Origin of the sequence: Micromonospora globbae (assembly GCF_036184225.1) — a bacterium.
In the GTDB taxonomy this organism is placed as follows: domain Bacteria; phylum Actinomycetota; class Actinomycetes; order Mycobacteriales; family Micromonosporaceae; genus Micromonospora; species Micromonospora globbae.
This window is the reverse complement of the sequence record NZ_CP108084.1, coordinates 6,390,367-6,409,728: the sequence shown is the minus strand read 5'-3', so window position 1 is coordinate 6,409,728 and position 19,362 is coordinate 6,390,367. Positions and strand designations below refer to the sequence as shown.

Below are 19,362 nucleotides of genomic sequence, written 5' to 3'. Positions count from 1 at the left end.
CGGCCGGCGGCGCGACCGCGCCCTCCGCGGCCGGGGACTCTCGCGCGACGGTGAACCCCGGTGGGGCCGCGGACTCCGGTGCGGCAGCGGGCGATCCAGGGGCCTCCGGCGCGGTGAACGGCTCGGCGGCCGGGGCTGACGGCGCCGCCGGCGGATCGACCGGTGACGCGCCCGCGACGGCCGCCAACGGGACGCCGGGTGTTCCGCACGTCCTGGACGCCGGTACGCAGGAGCCCGCCGCGGCGGCCCGCATCCGGGAGATCCGGCAGCGGATCGACCAGATCGACCAGGCGATCATCGACCTGTGGCAGGAGCGGGCCCGGCTCTCCCAGGAGGTCGGCGCGACCCGCATGGCCTCGGGGGGCACCCGGCTGGTGCTCTCCCGCGAGCGGGAGATCCTGGAACGCTTCCGGGTGGCGCTGGGCTCCGACGGTACGCAGCTGGCCCTGCTGCTGCTCCGCGCCGGCCGCGGCCCCCTCTAACCCCCACCCCCCTGCCCCCTACCCCCCTCCCCGCCCCCACCCCGGCGACCTCTCCCCCGTGATCATGAGGTTGGCGGGCGATTCGGAGATCGAAAAGCCCGCCAACCTCATGATCACCGGTGCATCGCGGGACGGGCGGCGCGGGCGCGGGGCGCGGGCGGCGCGGGCGGCGCGGGCGCCGCGGGGCCGACCGGTGCCGGGAACGCGGAACCGCCTGCCGGCGTCGTCGGGACGCCGGCAGGCGGTTCGAAGGAGTGTGTCAGGCGGCCTCGTGGGTGGCCACGATCTCCCGCTTCTCCGCGAAGTGGCACGCGCTCGGGTGGTCCGAGCCCTGCCGGATCTGGAGCAGCGGCACCTCCTGGGCACAGACGTCCTGCGCCTTCCAGCACCGGGTGCGGAACCGACAGCCCGACGGCGGGTCGGCCGGCGACGGCACGTCACCGGTGAGCCGGATGATCGCCTTGTGCTCCCGCACGGTCGGGTCCGGCACCGGCACGGCCGACAGCAGCGCCTGGGTGTACGGGTGCGTCGGCCGCTCGTAGATCTCGTCCTCGGTGCCGATCTCCACGATCTTGCCGAGGTACATGACGGCGACCCGGTCGCTCAGGTGGCGCACCACGGACAGGTCGTGCGCGATGAAGATGTACGCCAGGCCGAACTCGTCCTGGAGCTTCTCCAGCAGGTTCATGACCTGCGCCTGGATCGACACGTCCAGCGCCGACACCGGCTCGTCGCAGACGATGATCTCCGGGCGCAGGGCGAGCGCCCGGGCGATGCCGATGCGCTGCCGCTGGCCGCCGGAGAACTGGTGCGGGTACCGGTTGATGTGCTCCGGGTTGAGACCCACCAGGTCGAGCAGTTCCTGCACCCGCTTGCGGCGGCTGCCGCGCGGCGCGGCGTCCGGGTGGATCTCGAACGGCTCGCCGATGATGTCGCCGACCGTCATCCGCGGGTTCAGCGAGGTGTACGGGTCCTGCATCACCAGCTGGATCTGCCGGCGCAGGCGGCGCAGCGCCCCACCGGAGAGCTTGGAGATGTCCTGGCCCTTGTAGTGCACGGTGCCGGCGGTCGGCTTCTCCAGGTTCATGAGCACCCGGGCCAGCGTCGACTTGCCGCAGCCGGACTCGCCCACCACACCGAGGGTCTCGCCCTGACGCAGGTCGAAGGAGACGCCGTCGACCGCCTTGACGTGGCCGATGGTCTTCTTGAACACCACACCCCGGGTGACGGGGTAGTGCTTGACCAGATCACGGACCTCGAGGATGTTCTCAGTCACGGTTCACCAGCTCCTCGGCGAAGTGGCAGGCGCTGGCACGGCCGGTGCCGATCTGCAGCAGCGGCGGCACCTTCTCCCGGCAGACCGGCTGCGCCATGGGGCAGCGCGGGTTGAACGGGCAGCCCGGCGGGATGTTCATGAGGTTCGGCGGGAGGCCCTTGATGGTGCGGAGCTGCTGCCCCTTCTCGTCCAGCCGCGGGATCGAGTTGAGCAGGCCGAGCGTGTACGGGTGCGCCGGCTTGGCGTACAGGTCGTACACGTCGGCTTCCTCGACGATCCGGCCGGCGTACATGACCGCGATCCGGTCCGCGACGTCGGCGACCACGCCGAGGTCGTGGGTGATCAGGATCATGCCCATCTGCCGCTCGCGCTGCAGCTCGGCGAGCAGGTCCATGATCTGGGCCTGCACGGTCACGTCGAGCGCCGTGGTCGGCTCGTCCGCGATCAGCACCTCCGGGTCGAGCGCCAGCGACATGGCGATCATCGCCCGCTGCCGCATGCCGCCGGAGAACTGGTGCGGGTAGTTGTTGAACCGGCCCTTGGCGTTCGGGATCTTGACCTGGTCGAGCATCTCGATCGCGCGCTTCTTGGCGTCCGAGCGGCTCATGCCGCGCCGGACGCGGAACTGCTCGGCGATCTGGAACCCGACGGTGAAAACCGGGTTGAGCGCGGAGAGCGCATCCTGGAAGATCATGGCGATCCCCTCGCCACGGATGCGGCGGCGCTCCTCGAAGGACATCTTGAGCATGTCCTTGCCGTGGAAGCGCACCTGCCCGCCGGTGACGTGGCCGGGCGGGGTGTCGAGGATGCCCATGATCGTCTGCGCGGTGACGCTCTTGCCGGAGCCGGACTCGCCGAGCACGGCGAGGGTCTCCCCCGCGTCGACGTGGTACGTGACCCCGTTGATGACCTTGGCGACGCCGTCGCGGGTACGGAACTCCACCCGGAGGTCGTCGACCTCGAGCAGCCGGCCGGCCGGACGCCCGGCGGCGCCGGCAGCGGACTGCTCGGACACGAGAATGTCGGACAACTGGATCTCCCCTAGCGGAGTTTCGGGTCGAGCGCCTCGCGGACCGCCTCGCCGAGCATCACGAAGCTCAGCACGGCGGCGACGAGGAACGCGGCGGGGAAGAAGAGCAGGTACGGGGCCACCCGGACCAGGTTCTGCGCCTCGTTGATGATGATGCCCCAGGAGACCACCGGCGACTTCAGGCCGACGCCCAGGAAGGAGAGCGTCGCCTCGGCGCCGATGAACGAGCCGACCATGATCGTGCCGTACACCAGGATCGGGGCCAGGCAGTTCGGCAGCAGGTGCTTGAGGATGATCCGGCCGGTGCCGGCACCCAGCGCCCGGGCCGCCACGATGTAGTCGGCCTCCTTGGTGGCCAGCACCGAGGAACGCATGAGCCGCATCACGACCGGCCAGCTCAGCACGACCAGCGATGCGATGACCAGGCCCTTGACCTCCCACTCGCTGTTGTTGGTGCCGGTGCCGTTGAACGTCGTGAGGATGACGATGGCGCCGAGCACGAACGGGAGGCCGAAGAAGACGTCGGCGATGCGGGAGAGGAGGGCGTCCACCCAGCCGCCCCGGTAGCCGGCGATGATGCCCATGGTGCCGCCGATCAGCAGTACGCCGAGCACCGAGAGCAGGGCCACCACGATGGACGCGTTGGCGCCGTAGATCGTGCGGGCGAAGACGTCCTGGCCCTGGATGTCGTAGCCGAACCAGGCGTGGCCGGACGGCTTCTCCAGGCTGCGGCTCAGGTCACCGGCGGTCGGGTCGGCCGAGGTGAAGAGCGAGGGGAAGGCGGCCATCACCACGAAGAGCAGGATGAAGGCCGCGGAGATCCAGAAGAGCGGCTTGCGCCGCAGGTCCCGCCAGGCGTCGCCGAGCAGGCCGCGCGGCTTGTCCTGCTTGGCGTTCTCGGGCAGGCCGGCGTTGGTGGGACCGCCGACCTCGGTGGGCTGGTGCGCGGGGGGCGTGCTGACGATGGAGGCAGCGGTCGGGTCACTCATAGCGGATCCTCGGGTCCAGGGCGGCGTAGAGCAGGTCCACCAGCAGGTTCATCACGAGATAGACGACCACCAGGATGACCACGATGGAGACCACCGTGGCGCTCTCCTTGGTGGTGATCGCCCGGTAGACCGTCCCGCCGATGCCCTTGATGTTGAAGATGCCCTCGGTCACGATGGCGCCGCCCATGAGGGCGCCGAGGTCGGTGCCGAGGAGAGTGACGACCGGGATCAGGGAGTTGCGCAGCAGGTGCACGCCGACCACCCGGCGCATCGGCAGGCCCTTGGCGATCGCCGTGCGGACGTAGTCGGAGCGGCGGTTCTCCGAGATGCTCGTCCGGGCGACCCGGGCGATGTACGCCATCGAGGCGCTACCCAGGACGAAGCCGGGAACGATCAGTTCCGAGAGCCGCATCTCGCTCGACACCGTGGGCTCGACGATGTGCCACTGCACGCCGAACAGCCACTGGAGCAGGAAGCCGATGACGAAGATCGGCAGCGCGATGAGGAAGAGCGTGGAGACCAGGACCAGGTTGTCCAGGAAGCTGTTACGCCGCAGACCGCTCAGCACACCCGCCGTCAGACCGATGACCGCCTCGATCGCCAGGGCCACCAGGGCCAGCTTCAGCGTGTTGGGGTACGCCGCGACGATGATCTCGTTGATCGAACGGCCGCTCCAGGTCGTGCCGAAGTCCCCCTGGAAGAGGTTCTTCATGTACGTGGCGTACTGCACGTACCACGGCTGATCCAACTGGAACTTCTCGGTCATCATGGCGACGAAGCCGGGCGGGCACGGCCGCTCGCCGCACTTGCCGGCGAACGGGTCGCCAGGCACCATGACCCAGACCAGATAGTAGATCATGAATGTCGTCCCGATGAAGACCGGAACGAGTTGGAGCAGCCGTCTCAGCAGATAACGGCCCATGGGGTGGTCCTCCAGACAGGGGGCGCGTCGGCGACCGACACGCGTGACGACGTGTCGAGGGGTATTTTGCACCCCTCGCGGAACGGCCCCAGGTCGGGCTCACCTTGTAGGTGAGCCCGACCTGGGTCAGACCGTACGGATCAGAGCTCGACGGAGGTGATGTCGATCTCGCCGACGTTGGTCAGCTCCACCTTCTTGATCTTCTCCGAGTGGCCGGACTGCTGGCCCTGGAAGTAGACCGGGATCGAGGGAACGTCCTGGTCGATCAGGGCGACGGCCTCGGCGAACTTGGCGTGCGCCTCGTCCAGGTTCTTCGCGCCGCTGGCCTGCTTGGCCAGAGCGTCGACCTCCTTGTTGCTGTAGAGGCCGTCGTTTGAGGAACCACCGGTCACGTAGAGCGGGTTGACCCAGTTCTCCACGTCCGGGTAGTCCTGCTGCCAGCCGGCACGGTACGGGCCGGTCATCTTGTGGGCGTTGATCTGCTGACGGAAGACCGCGAAGGTCGGGATGCCCTCGGCGCGGGCGTTGATGCCCAGCGTGTTCTTCACGCTCTGCGCGACGGCCTCCATCCACTCCTTGTGGCTGGCGTCAGCGTTGTAGTAGAAGACCATCTCGCCCTGGAAGCCACCGGCCTCGGCCAGGAGCTTCTTGGCCTCGTCCGGGTTGTACTGGCAGGCGGTGCAGTTGCCGGCCTTGGCGCCCGGGGTCAGCGGGTTGGCCCAGCTGTCGGCCGGCGTGCGGTTACCGAAGAAGATCTTCTCGGTGATGTCCTGCCGGTTGATGGCGAGCGAGACCGCCTTGCGCAGCTTGGGGTTCTTGTACTTCGGGTCGTAGATCGGGAACGCGATGATGCCCGTGGACGGCGTGGTCGACTGGATGGCCCGGTCGCCCAGGTCGTTCTTCCACTTGTCACCGGCGAGCGCGGAGACCGGGACCTGCTGCTGGAAGTCGAGGTTGCCAGCGAGGAGGTCGTTGTAGGCCGCCGTGTCCTCCTGGTAGAGCTTGACGTCGACGTCCTTGATCTTCATCTTGTCGCGCAGCGCGTAGTCGTCGAAGCGCGTCAGCTTGATCATGACGTCGTCTTCCCACGACACGAACTTCACCGGGCCGTTACCGATCGGCTTGCGGCCGAAGTCGTCCGGCTTCTGGGTGAAGAACACGTCCGGCAGCGGCACGAAGGCGCTGTAGCCGAGCTTGGTCGGGAACACCGCGGTCGGCGCGGCGAGGGTGACCTCGAAGGTGTAGTCGTCGATCACCTTCAGGCCGGACATCTCCTTGGCCGCCGGCTCCGGCGCCTGCTTCGGGCCGTCGCCGTCCGGGTCCTCGGACTGGACCTGGTCGAAGCCCTGGATGTCGGCGAAGAAGCTGGAGTTCTGCGCGCCGTTCGGCGAGTAGGCCGCCCAGTTCCAGGCCTTGGTGAAGTTCGCGGCCTTCACCTCGGTGCCGTCGTGGAACTTCAGGCCCTTCTTGATCTTGATGGTGTAGACCTTGGAGTCGGTCGTCTCGATCGACTCCGCGACGGCGTTCTGCGGCGCGCCACCGTTGTTCGGGTACTCGACGAGCCCGGTCCACAGGTAGTCGATGATCGCGCCACCACCGGTCTCGGTGGTGTTCGCCGGAACCAGGGGAACCTCCGGCTGGGTACCGTCGATGACGATGGCGCCGTCCGTGCTGGTGCCGGCGTCGCCGCCGTCGTCGCTGCCCGAGCATCCGGACGCGATGAGCGCGACCGCCGCGCTCAGCGCGACCGCGCTGCTCGTCCGCTTCGAGACTCTCATTCCGAGGGGCCTCCTCTTTCTAACCTGGTTCCGTCGTGGGTTTCACGCACGTCTGGGGGTGACGTCACCGGCGGCCCTGGTAGCACGACCGCCGAACACCACTTGGGGGTCGGGACACCCCCTGGTGCACCGATCCGCCGGGCCCCCGCCCGGTCGCGCTCGACACCGCGCAGGCGTCGCTTCCACGGACCGCAGCCGACAGCGGCGGGCGTGGTCGTCAGGCCGTACGGAGTGCCTCACACGGGGGGCGAGGTGCAAGCAACTGTGACACTGACCAGCCGGTTCCGTGAAGGTGCCGTTATCAAGACGTTAGTTGCCCGCCACGTTGCCGATACTTGAGAAAAGATCATGAAACACGCAGCTCATGCCGCTCTGACCAGGTAAGACCTCGTCTCACCGTTGCGACCGACGGCGTACGCTCGGGGCCTGTGAGCTTCCCCCCGTCCGCCCCGGCCCTCGACGACGTCCACCGCGCGCTGGCAGTTTTTGCCCATCCGGACGATGTCGAGTTCGGCTGTGCGGGCACGATCGCCGGCTGGGTGGATGAGGGTATCGAAGTCGCGTACCTCATCGCCACCCGGGGGGACGCGGGCGGATTCGACGAGACCGCCCGGGAGGAGATGCCCCGGCTGCGCGAGGCGGAGCAGCGGGCCGCCGCCGCGGCGGTCGGCGTCCGGCGGGTGCACTTCCTCGACGGCTACCCCGACGGCGCGCTCACCCCGAGCATGGCGCTGCGCCGCGACATCACCGCGGCCATCCGCCGCTTCCGGCCGGACCGGGTGCTGACCAGTTCGCCCCTGCGCCGCTGGGAACAGCTCTCCGGGCCCAGCCACCCCGACCACCTCGCCGTCGGCGAGGCCACCACCTGCGCCATCTACCCCGACGCGCGCAACCGCTTCGCCCACCCCGACCTGCTGGCCGAAGGGCTGGAGCCGTGGGTGGTCCGGGAGGTCTGGTACGCGGGCGGGCCCGCCCCGGACCACACGGTCGACATCACCGAGCGCTTCGACCGGAAGGTCGCCGCGATGCGGGCCCACCGCTCGCAGACCGGGCACTTCGACGTGGAGGGCTGGGTACGGGACCGGCTCACCACGGTCGCCGACAACGCCGGCCTGCCGCCGGGACGGCTGGCCGAGGCGTTCACGGTGCTGCGGACGGAGTGAGACGTTCAGACCAGCCGGCGGTCGGCCGCCCAGCGGGACAGCTCGTACCGGTTGGACATCTGGAGCTTGCGCAGCACGTTCGACACGTGCGTCTCGACCGTCTTGATCGAGATGAACAGCTCCTTGGCGATCTCCTTGTACGCGTACCCGCGCGCGAGCAGCCGCAGCACCTCGCGCTCCCGGTTGGTGAGCTGGTCCAGCTCCGGGTCGGCGACCGGCGCGTCCGGCCGGGCCGCGAACGCGTCCAGCACGAACCCGGCCAGGCGGGGGCTGAACACCGCGTCGCCGTCGGCCACCCGGCGGATCGCCGCGGTCAGTTCGTCCGGCGAGATCGTCTTGGTGACGTAGCCGCGGGCGCCGGCCCGGATCAGCCCGATCACGTCCTCGGCGGCGTCGGAGACGCTCAGCGCCAGGAACTTGACCTGCGGGTGCGTACGCCGCATCGCCTCCAGCACCGCCCGGCCGCCGCCGTCGGGCATGTGCACGTCGAGCAGGACCACGTCCGGCACGGTCGCGGCGATCCGGTTGACCGCCTCGGCCACCGTGCTCGCCTCGCCCACCACCTCGACGTACGCGCCGAGCTCGGCCCGTACGCCGGCGCGGAACATGGCGTGGTCGTCCACGAGGAACACGCGCAGCCGCTCGGCGCGGGCACCCGCTCCCTCGACCGGCTCCATCGACTGGTCGGCCATCGTCATCTGTCCCTTTCCGCTGACGAGTCCCGGGAGGTCGGGAGGATCAACCTGATCTCCGTGCCCTCCCCCGGCCCGGACCGAATCTCGGCCCGGCCGCCGTGCCGCTTCATGCGCCCGATGATCGAACCACGGACGCCGTGCCGGTGGTCCTCCACGGTATCCGGATCGAATCCCTTCCCCCGGTCCCGCACGAAGACGCTGACCTGGTCGGGTTCCACCTCGGCGTAGAGCGAGACGGTCTGCACCCCGGCGTGCCGGGCCGCGTTCACCAGCGCCTCCCGCGCGGCCGCGACCAGGGCGCCGACCCGCTCGTCCGTCTCCCGGTCGCCGACCACCACCGCCTCCACGGTGATCGCGAAGGTGTCCTCGACCTCGGCGGCGGCCTGCTCCAGGGCGGCGGCGAACCGCTCGGTGGGCGACGCCGTGGGCTTGTAGAGCCAGTTGCGCAGCGAACGCTCCTGGCCCCGGGCCAGCCGCTGCACGGCCTTGACGTCGCTGGCGTTGCGCTGGATCAGGGCCAGCGTGTGCAGCACCTGGTCGTGCACCATGGCGGCCAACTCGGCCCGCTCCTGCTCGCGGATGCGCCCCTCGCGCTCCGACCGGAGCTGGTTGTACGTCCGCCACAGCACCGGCGCGGCGACCACGCCCACCCCGGCGAGGCCCACGAACGCGAAGATGATCCCGTTGATCACCGCGTCGAGGTTCTGCGCCGGCGAGTAGACCGCGGCCACGCCGATGATCCCGACGGCGACGAGCACCCCGCCGCCGATGAAGCGGAGCACGAAGGCACGCCGGTCGCTCTCCTCGACCACCGCGCCGAGCCAGGGCACCGCCAGGGACTCGCCCCACTGCCGGCGCCGTTCCGGTGCGGACTGGTGCCAGATGACGCCGGCGCCGACCGCGATGATCGCCACGAGCCATCCGGCGGTGCCCGCCGCACCGATCGAGTCGAAGACGATCACCTGCATGAGCAGGACGCCGAGCCCTATCGCCACGAACGGCAGCAACTGGCCGACGTCGCGGCGGGGCGGCACGCTCGTGTCACCGGGCCGCAGCGGCACCACCGCCCAGAAGGCCGCGTAGAGCAGCAGGCCGAGCCCGCTCAGCCCGAGCAGGACCATGAAGGCCACCCGGACGCGCAGGACCGAGATGCCGAGGTGCTCGGCGATGCCGGCGGCGACGCCGGCGGCCATCCGGTGCTCCGGGGCCCGGTAGAGGCGCGGCGGCGGGCTGGGGATGCTGATCGGTGGCTCCCTGGTCGCGGTGGGTGACGTCGGATGGCCGGCGGGTGCCGCCGGTGCCGATCCGATCGTCACACGCTGCGCGTCGCACCGGCCACGGGGACGCCCCGGACATTCCGGGGGCGCGGATCTCAGGGTGGGGTCAGGGTCGGGTCCTGAGGTCGCTCCGGCGGGTGACGCAGCAGGATCGGAGCATGACCGAGGAAGCTGCCCAGTCGCCCCGCCCGGACGCGGCATCGCCGGGTGGAGCACCACCGCCGCCGGCGCCCCCCGCCGGGCCCGGGAGCGGCGCGAACCCGCGCCCGGCCGGGCCGGATCTCGGCTCGGGCCCGGCCGGGTACGGGCCGGACCCGCGGGCGGCGGGACCGGGACCGGACCCCGCTGCCGCACCACCCTTCGGATACGGCGCGACGGGCGGCGCGGGAGGTGGCGGTGGTACGCCGCCGCCCGGTGGGCCGACGGCCCCCGGTGGTACGCCCCCGCCCGGTGGGCCGGGCGGCCCGCCACCCGGCGCGGCCGGCTTCACCTCGCGGTACGGCCTGGTCCGGCCCCGCGACGGGCGCTACCTGGCCGGGGTCTGCGCGGCCATCGGCCGGGCCACCAACACCGACCCGGTGCTCTGGCGGGTGCTGCTCGCCGTCCTCGGGTTCTTCGGCGGCGTGGGCATCCTCGTCTACATCGCCGCGTGGCTGATCATCCCCGGCGAGGGCGACAGCGCCTCGCCGATCGAGTCGATGCTCGGCCGCGGCCGGTCCAGCATGTCTCCCGTCACGGTGATCGTGCTCAGCATCGTGGCCGCGGTGGGCTTCGGCTACATCGTCACCGACGCGTTCCGGGCGGTGCTGCTCGGCGCGGCCATCCTGATCGGCGGCGCGCTGCTGCTCAACCGCGAGCACCGGGTTGCGGGCGCCGGTCCGGCGACCGCGCCGCCGCCCGCCGGGCCGGCCGGCCCGGTGCCGCCGGTCGCCTACCCGGCGCCCGACCGCTACGCCGCGCCGCCCACCGTCGACGTGGCCGCCACGCCCGGCGCGCCCGCGCCCGGTGCCGCCTCCGCGTACCAGCCGCCCGTGAGCGGTGTGAGCGCTCCGCACGGGGGGAGCGCTCCGCACGGCGACACTCCGGTCTCCGCGGGCGCACCGGCCGGCGGCTACGCGCCGGTCTCCGGCCAGCCCGCGGGGCCCACCGCCGCGCAGCCCACCTGGCCCCCCGCGGCGTACGCCGGGCCGAGCGCCGCGCCCGGCTGGCCGGCGGCGGGCGGCCCGTCGGCCCCCGCGTCCGGGGCCGGGCAGCCGGGCGGGACGGCGTACGCCCCGACGGCGCCCCTGCCGCCGGCCGGCTACCGGCCGCCGTTCGCGCCGCACGGCCCGTACGCGAAGCAGTCGGGCGGGTACCCGCCGCCGCGCCCCCCGAAGCCGCCGAAGCCGCCCAAGCGGCCGAAGGAACGGTCCGCGCTCGGTGCCGTGACGTTCTCACTGATCTTCCTCGCCCTGGGCGTGGTGGCCGTCCTCGACCTCATGAACGTCGTCGAGGTGGGCGCGTCGGCGTACTTCGCCGCGGCGTTGGCCACCATCGGCCTCGGGCTGCTGGTGGGCACCTGGTTCGGCCGGGCCCGCTGGCTCATCGCGCTCGGCCTCGTGACGGCCGCCGCGTTGGCCGTCGGGACGGTCGCCGAGTCGTACGACCGGTTCCGGGGTGTGGACGGGGCGGTGACCTGGGCTCCCGCGAGCTACCAGGACCTCGCCACCCGGTACGAGAACAGCTTCGGGGACGCGACGCTGGACCTGCGCGCGGTCGACTTCCGCGGGAAGAACACGGAGATCACGGTCTCGGTCAACTTCGGCACGGGCACCATCGTGGTGCCGCCGAACGTCGACGTGACCACCGTGGCGGACGTCAACGCCGGCGACGCCACCGTCTTCGGCCAGCACCAGCCCGGGCCGGCCGGGCGGTCCCGCGAGATCACCGACCTCGGCCCGGACGGCGCCGGCGGCGGGACGCTGCGCCTCTTCGCCCACATCAACGCCGGAAGCCTGGTGGTGACCCGATGAAGGCTCATCGTACGGACCTCGTCTCGTTCGCCTTCGGGCTGCTCTTCCTGGCGCTCTCCGCCTGGTGGCTGTCGGCCCAGATCCTCGGGCTCGTGCTGCCCCCGGTCGGCTGGTTCCTGGCCGGCGCGGCGATCCTCATCGGCGTGCTGGGCCTGGTCGGCGCCCTGCGCTCCAGCCGGCACGCCGACCAGAACGCGACAGCGGCGGGCGGGCCGGCCGCCGGACCGGCCCACCCGACCGCGCCGGAGGAGCCCGCGTCCGGCGGCGGATGGGGCGCCGCCCCGCCGGTCTCCGGCGGCGACCCGGGTTGGCACCCGGACCGGCCCACCTCGGGCGGCATCCTCCCCGGCTGGGAGCCGGAGCCTGCGACGCTCGGCGGCTCCCGTCCGTCGTGGGAGTCGGGGTCGACGGGCGGGATCCACCCGGCCTGGCAGGTGGACCGACCCGAGGCCACGCCGGAGCGGACCGAGCCGGTGAGCACGCCGGACGCGACGGTCGACCTCGCGGGCCTCCGGGACGCGGACACGAGCGACCTCGGACGGGTGGGTGGCACCGCGCCCGGTGGTGGCGACGAGCGGCCGACCGAGGCGATCACGGACGCGCCGGTCGAGGCCGTGGAGGACCGGCCGACCAGCGGCCCGGGCGGCGGCGCGGACCCGTGGCCGGCGGCCTCCGACGACGAGGAGCGGCCCCGCCGCTGATCCGGGGCGGCCGGCTCACCGCGTACGGCACGGGGTGCCCGACGGCCGACGGCGGCGGTGCCGGCGGGGAGCCGGGACGCCTATGCTGGCCGATGGAGTTCGCGTCCCGTGAGCCGATCCCGCGCCCTCGCGGTGGCCCCGTCGCGCTTGCCGTGCCTACCCCGTCAGGAGTCCGTCCGACATGACCCAGTCCCCCGCCGTGCGTACCCCCGGCCGGCCCGGTCCGGTCCGCATCGGCGAGCGAGCCGCCCGCACCCTCGTCACCGAGCTCGCTCGACTCAACGACTCGAAGGCCGCGCTGCTGGCCGGTGCGACCTCGCAGTCCGCGGTGCTGGCCGCGGCGATCGAGGCGTTGCTGCCCGGTGACCGGCTCACCGTGGTGCCCGCGGAGGGCGGGTCCGCCGCCGCGCTGCGCGACCACGTCACCGCACAGGGCAGATGGGTCGCCGACCGGGTGCGGGTGGTCGACTCCCTCGCCGAGGCCGACCCGGCCGAGGTGGTGATCGCCGCCGAGCCCCTGCTCGGGACGGCCGAGGAGACGCGTACGACCATCGAGGCCCTCACCAAGTACCTCGCCGACGGAGGGGTGCTCAGCGTCGCGACCGCCGCGGCACCGGGCCGGACCGCCGGCGCGGCGGCCGAGTTGGAGCGGCAGGACGCGCTGCACGGCGTCGGGCGCGACCTGGTGCTGCGCAACTCCCCGCCGGTGCGGCTGTACCGGCTCCGGTTCACCCCGGCGGACCCGGCCACGGCGGTGCGGCTCGCCCCCGCTCACCGGCCGTCCAGCGTGCCGCTGACCCGGACCATGCACATCGACTCCAACGGGGTGGCCGCGGCCGGCATCAGCCTCGGCCTGGCCGCGCTGGCCCGCCTGACCCGGCCGGGCTCCAAGCTCTGGCTCCTGCCGGCGCTCGCCGCCGCACCCGTCGCCGCGTTCTTCCGGGACCCGGAACGGGACGTGCCCGAGGACCCGTCGGCCGTGGTGGCCGCCGCGGACGGCCAGGTCCTGTCGGTGCAACGCCTGCACGACGAGCGTTTCGGCGACGGGGAGTGGCTGCGCGTGGCGGTCTTCCTGTCGGTGCTCGACGTGCACGTCAACCGCGCACCGGTGGCCGGCAAGGTGGTGGACTACTTCGTGGCCGACGGCGGGTTCGCCAACGCCATGAAGCCGGAGGCCGAGCACAACGTGGCCGCGTACACGGTGCTGGACACCGTCCACGGCACGGTGGTGGTCGCGCAGCGGACGGGGCTGATCGCCCGGCGGATCGTGCAGCGGGCGCCGGTCGGCACGCTGCTGGCGCGGGGCGAGCGCTTCGGGCTCATCCGGTTCGGCTCGCGCACCGACGTCTACCTGCCGGCCGACGCCGCGGAACCGCTGGTCGGTCCCGGCGACAAGGTGGTCGGCGGGGCCACCGTGATCGCCCGCTGGCGCTGAGCCGGCACCAAGGGGGGCGCCGCGGACTCGCGGCGCCCCCCTTCGCGTACGGCGGTGTCGGCCGCGGGATCAGGCGGCGCGGCGCTGGCGGAGCCACAGCACCGGCCCGCTGACCAGGTAGCCCGCCACGATCAGCGCGAACGTGAGCCGGACGTCGATCAGCGCGCCGACCACGGGCGCCAGCCACAGCCACGGCGGCAGCTTCACGAGCCGGGCGAGCTTCGCGTACGGGAAGCTGGACACCATCGCGAAGGCGAGCAGCGCCACCCCTGCCAGCAGCACCGGCCCGGGCACCGGCAGGCCGATCGCGACGGTCACCGCGAGCACGGCGGCCGCCATCGTGGTGGGTACGCCGCAGAAGAACCGGCCGTCCTTCGGCGAGACGTTGAACCGGGCGAGCCGGATCGCGGCGCAGGCCGCGACGAGGGCGCACGCCACGGCGGCGGCCGCCGTCGGTACGGAGCCGGCGAGCGAGGCGTAGACCACCACGGGGGCGGCGAGGCCGAAGGAGCACATGTCGGCCAGCGAGTCCATCTGGGCGCCGAACGGGCTCGCCACGCCGAGCTTGCGGGCCAGCGCACCGTCGAGCCCGTCGAACGCGACGCAGGCCATGAGGCAGATGGCGGCGACGCGTACCTCGCCCTGCATGGCCAGGAAGATGGCCAGGACGCCCAGCGTCAGGCTGCTCAGTGTGCACGCGTTGACCACGGCGAACTTCATCCGCCGGCTGGCGCTGCGCTCGCCGGGGAGCAGCGGGATCGTCCCGGCCACGCTGTCGTCGTCCGGCGCGGCGACCGGCGCCAGGGCCGGGCTGACCGGCATGACGGCCTCGACCTCGGCCCGCCGTGTCCGCGCCAGCCCGTAGCGGCGGCGGCGCCGGTCGGCGTAGCGGGGCTCGGCCAGCGCCGCCTCGGCGGCGACGGTGAGGTCACCGTCGCGGCGGCCCACCCGGACCAGCAGCACCTGCCGGGCGAAGGCGCCGCTACGGCGCAGTCGGCCGGCCCAACGAGGGCCTGCGGGGCGCGGGCTGTCAGTCGTACGACGCCGGCGCCATGGGGCTCTCGGCACGCTTCCTCCATCACCGGAACGGCTCGCCGCTTACCGAAGCGGGGCATCCGGCTGTCTCGTGCCGGACCCTTCCCGGCCCGGCAGCCGTTGTGCGGAGTACACCATTGCACAGGGAAGGGCGCTTGGCGATAGCTGTCGGCGGGCTTTATATCTCCATATACCGCCCGAACGGCGCTGTCGTTCGCAACCCGGGCGTCATCGCCCGTTATCCATCATTCCCTACCTCGACTGTAGCCCAGCCGCCCCAGGACGGCCTCCCGGGCGGGTGTCACCCGCCCCGCCGGCCGAGGGCGCGGGCGGCGATCTCGGTGAGCCGCAGGCCGGCCACCTGGTCCGGCGTGAACCAGGCGGCCCGGGCGGTCGAGCCGCCGGCCAGCTCGGTGACGCGGGCCTCGGTGGGTGCCTCGACCACCACCCGGTAGATGACGCGTACGCCGTGCCAGTCCAGCGGCCGGCCCTCGGGGCCGAGAGCGGCCGGGTTGTGCAGGTTGTCCACCCCGATGAGCCCCGTCACCCGGCCCAGCTGGCCGGACTCCTCAACCAGTTCCCGCAGGAGCGCGGGGACCGGCTGCTCGCCGTGGTCCGTGCCACCCCCGGGCAGGTGCCACCGGCCCGCTCCGGGATACCCGTCGGCGATCATCGTGAGCAGCACCCGGCCGTCCGGGTCGGTGACCAGCCCGTACGCCCCGAAGCGCAGCCGGCGGTCCGGCGGCGGCGGGGCGACCTGGTCGGCCGGCAGCGACCGGGGCACACCCGGCGGCAGGGGCGTGACGGGGAGGCCGAGCAGTTCGGCGGTGAACGGCATCAGCGGCACCTCCGCCGCCTCGGCGGGAGTGAACCAGGCGAGGCGGTCACTGCCGCCGCCCGCCTCTGGCCGCGGCTCGGCGTCGGACGCCGTGACGTCGAAGACGACCCGGTCGGTGTGCATCGAGACGTCCGGGTCGCGGAAGGTGGTCACGTCGGCGAGTACGGCCCGCAGCCCGGTCACCTCGACGGCGAGGCCGGTCTCCTCAGCGAACGTCCGCACCACCGCGTGCGCCGGATGCTCGGCGTGCTCCACCCCGCCGCCCGGCAACTGCCAGACCCCGGGGAACGGGGCGGAAGCGGAGCCGCGGGCCAGCAGCACCCGCCCGTCGCGCCGGCACACCCCGTACGCACCGACCCGCCGCCGCTCCCGCATCCCGTGCCCTCCCACCCCGCAGGCCCGCCCGGCCCGCCCGCCGGCCGTCCGCCGGTCCGCCTGCACCGGTCGATCATGAAGTTATCGCCGTCCATCCCGGCGTGTCCCGACAATAACTTCATGATCACCGCTCGGAGCGGAGCGGGGTGAGCGGGACGGGAGGGGAGGGGGGGAGGGGGGGAGGGGTGGGGGGTTAGGTCAGGTTGGCGGCTTGGACGGCTTCGGCGGTGACCTCCGTCAGGCGGTCGGCCGGGAGGGCGCCCAACTCCTCGCGAGCGAACCAGCGGGCCTCGCAGGTGGAGCCGCCGATGTCGGTCACCCGCGGCGGGGCCGGCTTGTCGACCACCACCCGGTAGAACGCGCGCACGCCGTGCCAGTCGATCGGGTAGCCCTCGGGGCCGAGCGACGCGGCGTCCCGGTGGCTCGCCACCCCCAGGAGGCCGACCAGCCGACCCGTCTGCCCGGTCTCCTCGGCCAGCTCACGGATCAGGGCCGCGCCGGGCTGCTCCCCGTAGTCGGTGCCGCCGCCCGGCAGGTGCCAGCAGCCGGCGCCCGGGTAGCCGTCGGCGACCCGGGTGAGCAGCACCCGGCCGTCCGGGTCGGTGCAGACCGCGTACGCGGCGAAGCGCTGCGCCCGGTGCAGCCCGTCGGGACCGGGCACGGCGTAGAAGGAGGGGAACTCCGGAGGCTCGTCGGGGACCACGTCGGCAGAGGACGCGGGCAGGTCGAGGGCGCGCGCCGTGAACGAGCGCAGCGGCAGCCTGGCCGCTTCCTCGCGGGTGAACCAGCGGGCCAGGTCGGTCGGCCGGTCGACCCGGTCGGTGAGGGTGCCGCCCCGTACGGAGACCCGGTAGACGAGCCGGTCGGTGTGGATCGTGATGCCACGCTCGGGCAACGCCCGCATGTCCGCCAGCACGTCCTGGAGCCCGGTCACGGCCACCGACAACCCGGTCTCGGCCGCGGTCTCCCGGACGACCGTGTGGTTCGGGTCCTCACCGTGATCGACCGCCCCGCCGGGCAGGGACCATGTGCCGGGTGTGCCGGAGTGCTTCGAGGCGCGGACGAGCAGCACCCGGCCGGCGGAATCAGCACAAACTGCGTATGCCGCGATCCTGCGAAGCGGCGTCAGCGTGGTGGTCACGGGACAAAATTCTCCCCCGGGCGGGTTACCGGCATCGAAAAGAGTCGGATTGCTGACTCAACGCTCGCCCCTCAGGGGGTGGTCAGGGTAGGGATCCGGGCACTCACCGAGGCCGTGGACGCGCCCAGCGCGGACCGTGGAGGCATGACAGCGACCGTCCCTCCCCAGGCCCCGTACAAGCAGCTCCGGCGACCCACCACCGACCGCATGGTGGCCGGTGTCGCCAGCGGCCTCGGCCGCTACTTCGACGTCGACCCGACCCTGGTACGCGTGATCTTCGCGGTCGCCGGCCTGCTGACCGGCGGGCTCGCGCTGCTCGCGTACCCGATCATGTGGTTCCTGATGCCCGAGGAGCCGGCCGGCGCGCCCGCCTGGCCGCGCCCGACGGGCACCGCGCCGCAACCTCCGCCGGCCGGGCCGTTCCCTCCGGCCGGACCGTTCCCTCCGGCCGGACCTACCGCGCCGGTCCCGCCGACCGGGCAGGTTCCGCCGACGGCGCCGGTCCCGCCGGCCGGGCCTCAGCCGCCGACGGCGGCCTGAGCCCGGATCACTCCCACTCGATGGTGCCCGGCGGCTTGCTGGTCACGTCCAGCACCACCCGGTTCACCTCGGCCACCTCGTTGGTGATCCGCGTCGAGATCTTCGCGATCAGCTCGTAGGGGAGCCGGGACCAGTCGGCCGTCATCGCGTCCTCGCTCGAGACCGGGCGCAGCACCACGGGATGCCCGTAGCTGCGCCCGTCACCCTGCACGCCGACACTGCGTACGTCGGCCAGGAGCACCACCGGGAACTGCCAGACGCCCCGGTCGAGGCCGGAGGCGCTCAGCTCCTGCCGGGCGATGAGATCGGCCTTGCGGAGCACGGCGAGGCGCTCCTCGTCGACCGCGCCGATGATCCGGATGGCGAGGCCCGGGCCGGGGAACGGGTGCCGCCAGACCATCGCCTCGGGCAGCCCGAGCTGCAGGCCGAGCGCCCGCACCTCGTCCTTGAAGAGCGTGCGCAGCGGCTCGACCAGGGAGAACTTCAGGTCCTCCGGGAGCCCGCCGACGTTGTGGTGGCTCTTGATGTTGGCGGTGCCGGTGCCGCCGCCGGACTCCACGACGTCCGGGTAGAGGGTGCCCTGCACCAGGAACTCGACGTCACCGTGCGCGGCGACCTCCCGGGCGGCCGCCTCGAACACCCGGATGAACTCACGACCGATGATCTTGCGCTTCTGCTCCGGGTCGGTGACCCCGGCGAGCGCGCCGAGGAACCGCTCCCGGGCGTCGACCACCTTGAGCTTGATGCCGGTGGCCGCCACGTAGTCCTTCTCCACCTGCTCGGCCTCGCCGGCCCGCAGCAGGCCGTGGTCCACGAACACGCAGGTGAGCTGGTCACCGACGGCCCTGTGCACCAGCGCGGCGGCCACCGCGGAGTCGACACCCCCGGAGAGGGCGCAGATGACCTCCTTGTCGCCGACCTGCTCGCGGATCCGGGCCACCTGCTCGTCGATGATGTTCTCCGGCGTCCAGGTGGGCTCGATGCCGGCGACGTCGTAGAGGAAGCGGGTGAGCATCTCCTGCCCGTGGGCGGTGTGCCCCACCTCCGGGTGGAACTGCACGCCGGCCCGCCGGCCCGCCAGGTCCTCGAAGGCGGCGACCGGCGCGCCGGCCGACTCGGCGGTGACCGTGAAGCCGGCCGGGGCCTCGGTGACGCAGTCGCCGTGGCTCATCCAGACCGGCAGGTCGTCGGGGAGGTCCCGGAGCAGCACCCCGGCGTCCGGGCGGGTGCGCAGCGGGGTGCCGCCGTACTCGCGGTTGCCGGTGTGGGCCACCGTGCCGCCGAGCGCCTGCGCCATGGCCTGGAAGCCGTAGCAGATGCCGAAGACGGGCACCCCGGCCGTGAACATGCCGGCGTCGACCTGCGGCGCGCCGGGCGCGTAGACGCTGGCCGGGCCACCGGAGAGGATGATCGCCGCAGGATCCTTCGCCAGCATCTCGGCGACCGGCATGGTGTGCGGGACGATCTCGGAGTAGACCTTCGCCTCGCGTACCCGGCGCGCGATGAGCTGGGCGTACTGGGCTCCGAAGTCCACCACGAGGACGGGGCGAGGCGTGCTCATGCGCACAAAGCCTACCGACTGTCACGGCCCCGCCGGCCGCGCCCCGTGCCGTGGGCGGGGTGAGCCTGTTAACAGGGGGCCCGCGCTCCACGGCGGGCACCGGGTAGGGGTC

At 72.8% G+C, this 19,362-nt stretch carries 15 protein-coding genes and 2 pseudogenes; 6 read left to right on the top strand and 11 right to left on the bottom strand.

Translation table 11 applies throughout. From position 1 onward, the window contains the following. Window positions 1-113 precede the first annotated feature (113 nt). Complete coding sequence (locus OG994_RS29405; RefSeq protein ID WP_407942622.1) at window positions 114-482, top strand: chorismate mutase; 369 nt, start codon at window positions 114-116, stop codon at window positions 480-482. 259 nt (window positions 483-741) lie between these two features. On the opposite strand, the gene OG994_RS29400 is transcribed toward OG994_RS29405, so the two are convergent. From OG994_RS29400 to OG994_RS29380, 5 genes are all read right to left on the bottom strand, one after another. Beyond that, window positions 742-1,758, bottom strand: coding sequence for an ABC transporter ATP-binding protein (locus OG994_RS29400; protein ID WP_120328933.1), 1,017 nt, complete (start codon window positions 1,756-1,758; stop codon window positions 742-744). Further along, a complete protein-coding gene (locus tag OG994_RS29395; RefSeq protein WP_120328932.1) occupies window positions 1,751-2,773 on the bottom strand; it encodes an ABC transporter ATP-binding protein in 1,023 nt (340 codons plus the stop codon). Before OG994_RS29395 ends, OG994_RS29400 begins: the two co-directional genes overlap by 8 nt. A gap of 26 nt (window positions 2,774-2,799) precedes the next feature. Then, on the bottom strand, window positions 2,800-3,777 hold the full coding sequence (locus OG994_RS29390) for an ABC transporter permease (protein WP_120328931.1): 978 nt from the start codon (window positions 3,775-3,777) through the stop codon (window positions 2,800-2,802). Beyond that, the gene (locus OG994_RS29385; RefSeq protein WP_120328930.1) at window positions 3,770-4,699 is read right to left on the bottom strand and encodes an ABC transporter permease; all 930 of its coding nucleotides are present in this window, start codon (window positions 4,697-4,699) and stop codon (window positions 3,770-3,772) included. Before OG994_RS29385 ends, OG994_RS29390 begins: the two co-directional genes overlap by 8 nt. A 140-nt stretch (window positions 4,700-4,839) precedes the next feature. Then, window positions 4,840-6,477 carry a peptide ABC transporter substrate-binding protein gene (locus OG994_RS29380; RefSeq protein WP_120328929.1) on the bottom strand — a complete coding sequence of 546 codons (1,638 nt, stop codon included), beginning with the start codon at window positions 6,475-6,477 and terminating at the stop codon, window positions 4,840-4,842. 428 nt (window positions 6,478-6,905) lie between these two features. On the opposite strand from OG994_RS29380, the gene OG994_RS29375 reads away from it, so the two are divergent. Next, entirely contained in the window at window positions 6,906-7,640 is a 735-nt protein-coding gene (locus OG994_RS29375; protein WP_204985187.1) for a PIG-L deacetylase family protein, read from the top strand. A 5-nt stretch (window positions 7,641-7,645) separates the two neighbouring features. Here OG994_RS29375 and OG994_RS29370 read toward each other — a convergent pair whose 3' ends face one another. Together OG994_RS29370 and OG994_RS29365 are read right to left on the bottom strand one after the other, a co-directional pair. Further along, window positions 7,646-8,332 (bottom strand): response regulator transcription factor, encoded by a 687-nt coding sequence (locus OG994_RS29370; protein ID WP_328853825.1) that lies wholly within the window; start codon window positions 8,330-8,332, stop codon window positions 7,646-7,648. 2 nt (window positions 8,333-8,334) lie between these two features. Continuing rightward, window positions 8,335-9,528 carry a PspC domain-containing protein gene (locus OG994_RS29365; RefSeq protein WP_407942554.1) on the bottom strand — a complete coding sequence of 398 codons (1,194 nt, stop codon included), beginning with the start codon at window positions 9,526-9,528 and terminating at the stop codon, window positions 8,335-8,337. A gap of 242 nt (window positions 9,529-9,770) precedes the next feature. Here OG994_RS29365 and OG994_RS29360 point away from each other — a divergent pair, with 242 nt between their 5' ends. The 3 genes and pseudogenes from OG994_RS29360 (at window position 9,771) to OG994_RS29350 (ending at window position 13,760) form a co-directional block, all read left to right on the top strand. Next, complete coding sequence (locus OG994_RS29360) at window positions 9,771-11,624, top strand: PspC domain-containing protein (RefSeq protein ID WP_328851616.1); 1,854 nt, start codon at window positions 9,771-9,773, stop codon at window positions 11,622-11,624. Continuing rightward, a pseudogene (locus OG994_RS29355) lies at window positions 11,621-11,804 on the top strand (hypothetical protein); the annotation flags it as partial. The gene OG994_RS29360 and the pseudogene OG994_RS29355, both read left to right, overlap by 4 nt. Window positions 11,805-12,506: 702 nt before the next feature. Beyond that, window positions 12,507-13,760, top strand: a complete 1,254-nt coding sequence (locus tag OG994_RS29350; RefSeq protein ID WP_120328925.1) for a phosphatidylserine decarboxylase — start codon at window positions 12,507-12,509, stop codon at window positions 13,758-13,760. Between the two features lie 69 nt (window positions 13,761-13,829). On the opposite strand, the gene OG994_RS29345 is transcribed toward OG994_RS29350, so the two are convergent. The 3 genes from OG994_RS29345 to OG994_RS29335 form a co-directional block, all read right to left on the bottom strand. Next, on the bottom strand, window positions 13,830-14,753 hold the full coding sequence (locus OG994_RS29345; protein WP_120329117.1) for a CDP-alcohol phosphatidyltransferase family protein: 924 nt from the start codon (window positions 14,751-14,753) through the stop codon (window positions 13,830-13,832). Between the two features lie 343 nt (window positions 14,754-15,096). Next, window positions 15,097-16,008: an NUDIX hydrolase gene (locus OG994_RS29340; protein WP_328853823.1), complete on the bottom strand. Its 912-nt coding sequence runs from the start codon at window positions 16,006-16,008 to the stop codon at window positions 15,097-15,099. A gap of 193 nt (window positions 16,009-16,201) precedes the next feature. Then, window positions 16,202-17,149: an NUDIX hydrolase gene (locus OG994_RS29335; RefSeq protein ID WP_120328924.1), complete on the bottom strand. Its 948-nt coding sequence runs from the start codon at window positions 17,147-17,149 to the stop codon at window positions 16,202-16,204. 144 nt (window positions 17,150-17,293) lie between these two features. On the opposite strand from OG994_RS29335, the pseudogene OG994_RS29330 reads away from it, so the two are divergent. Continuing rightward, a pseudogene (locus tag OG994_RS29330) lies at window positions 17,294-17,584 on the top strand (PspC domain-containing protein); the annotation flags it as partial. A 112-nt stretch (window positions 17,585-17,696) separates the two neighbouring features. Here the strand turns inward: OG994_RS29330 and guaA are convergent. Next, window positions 17,697-19,250: a glutamine-hydrolyzing GMP synthase gene (gene guaA / locus OG994_RS29325; protein WP_120328922.1), complete on the bottom strand. Its 1,554-nt coding sequence runs from the start codon at window positions 19,248-19,250 to the stop codon at window positions 17,697-17,699. Window positions 19,251-19,362: the final 112 nt, after the last annotated feature.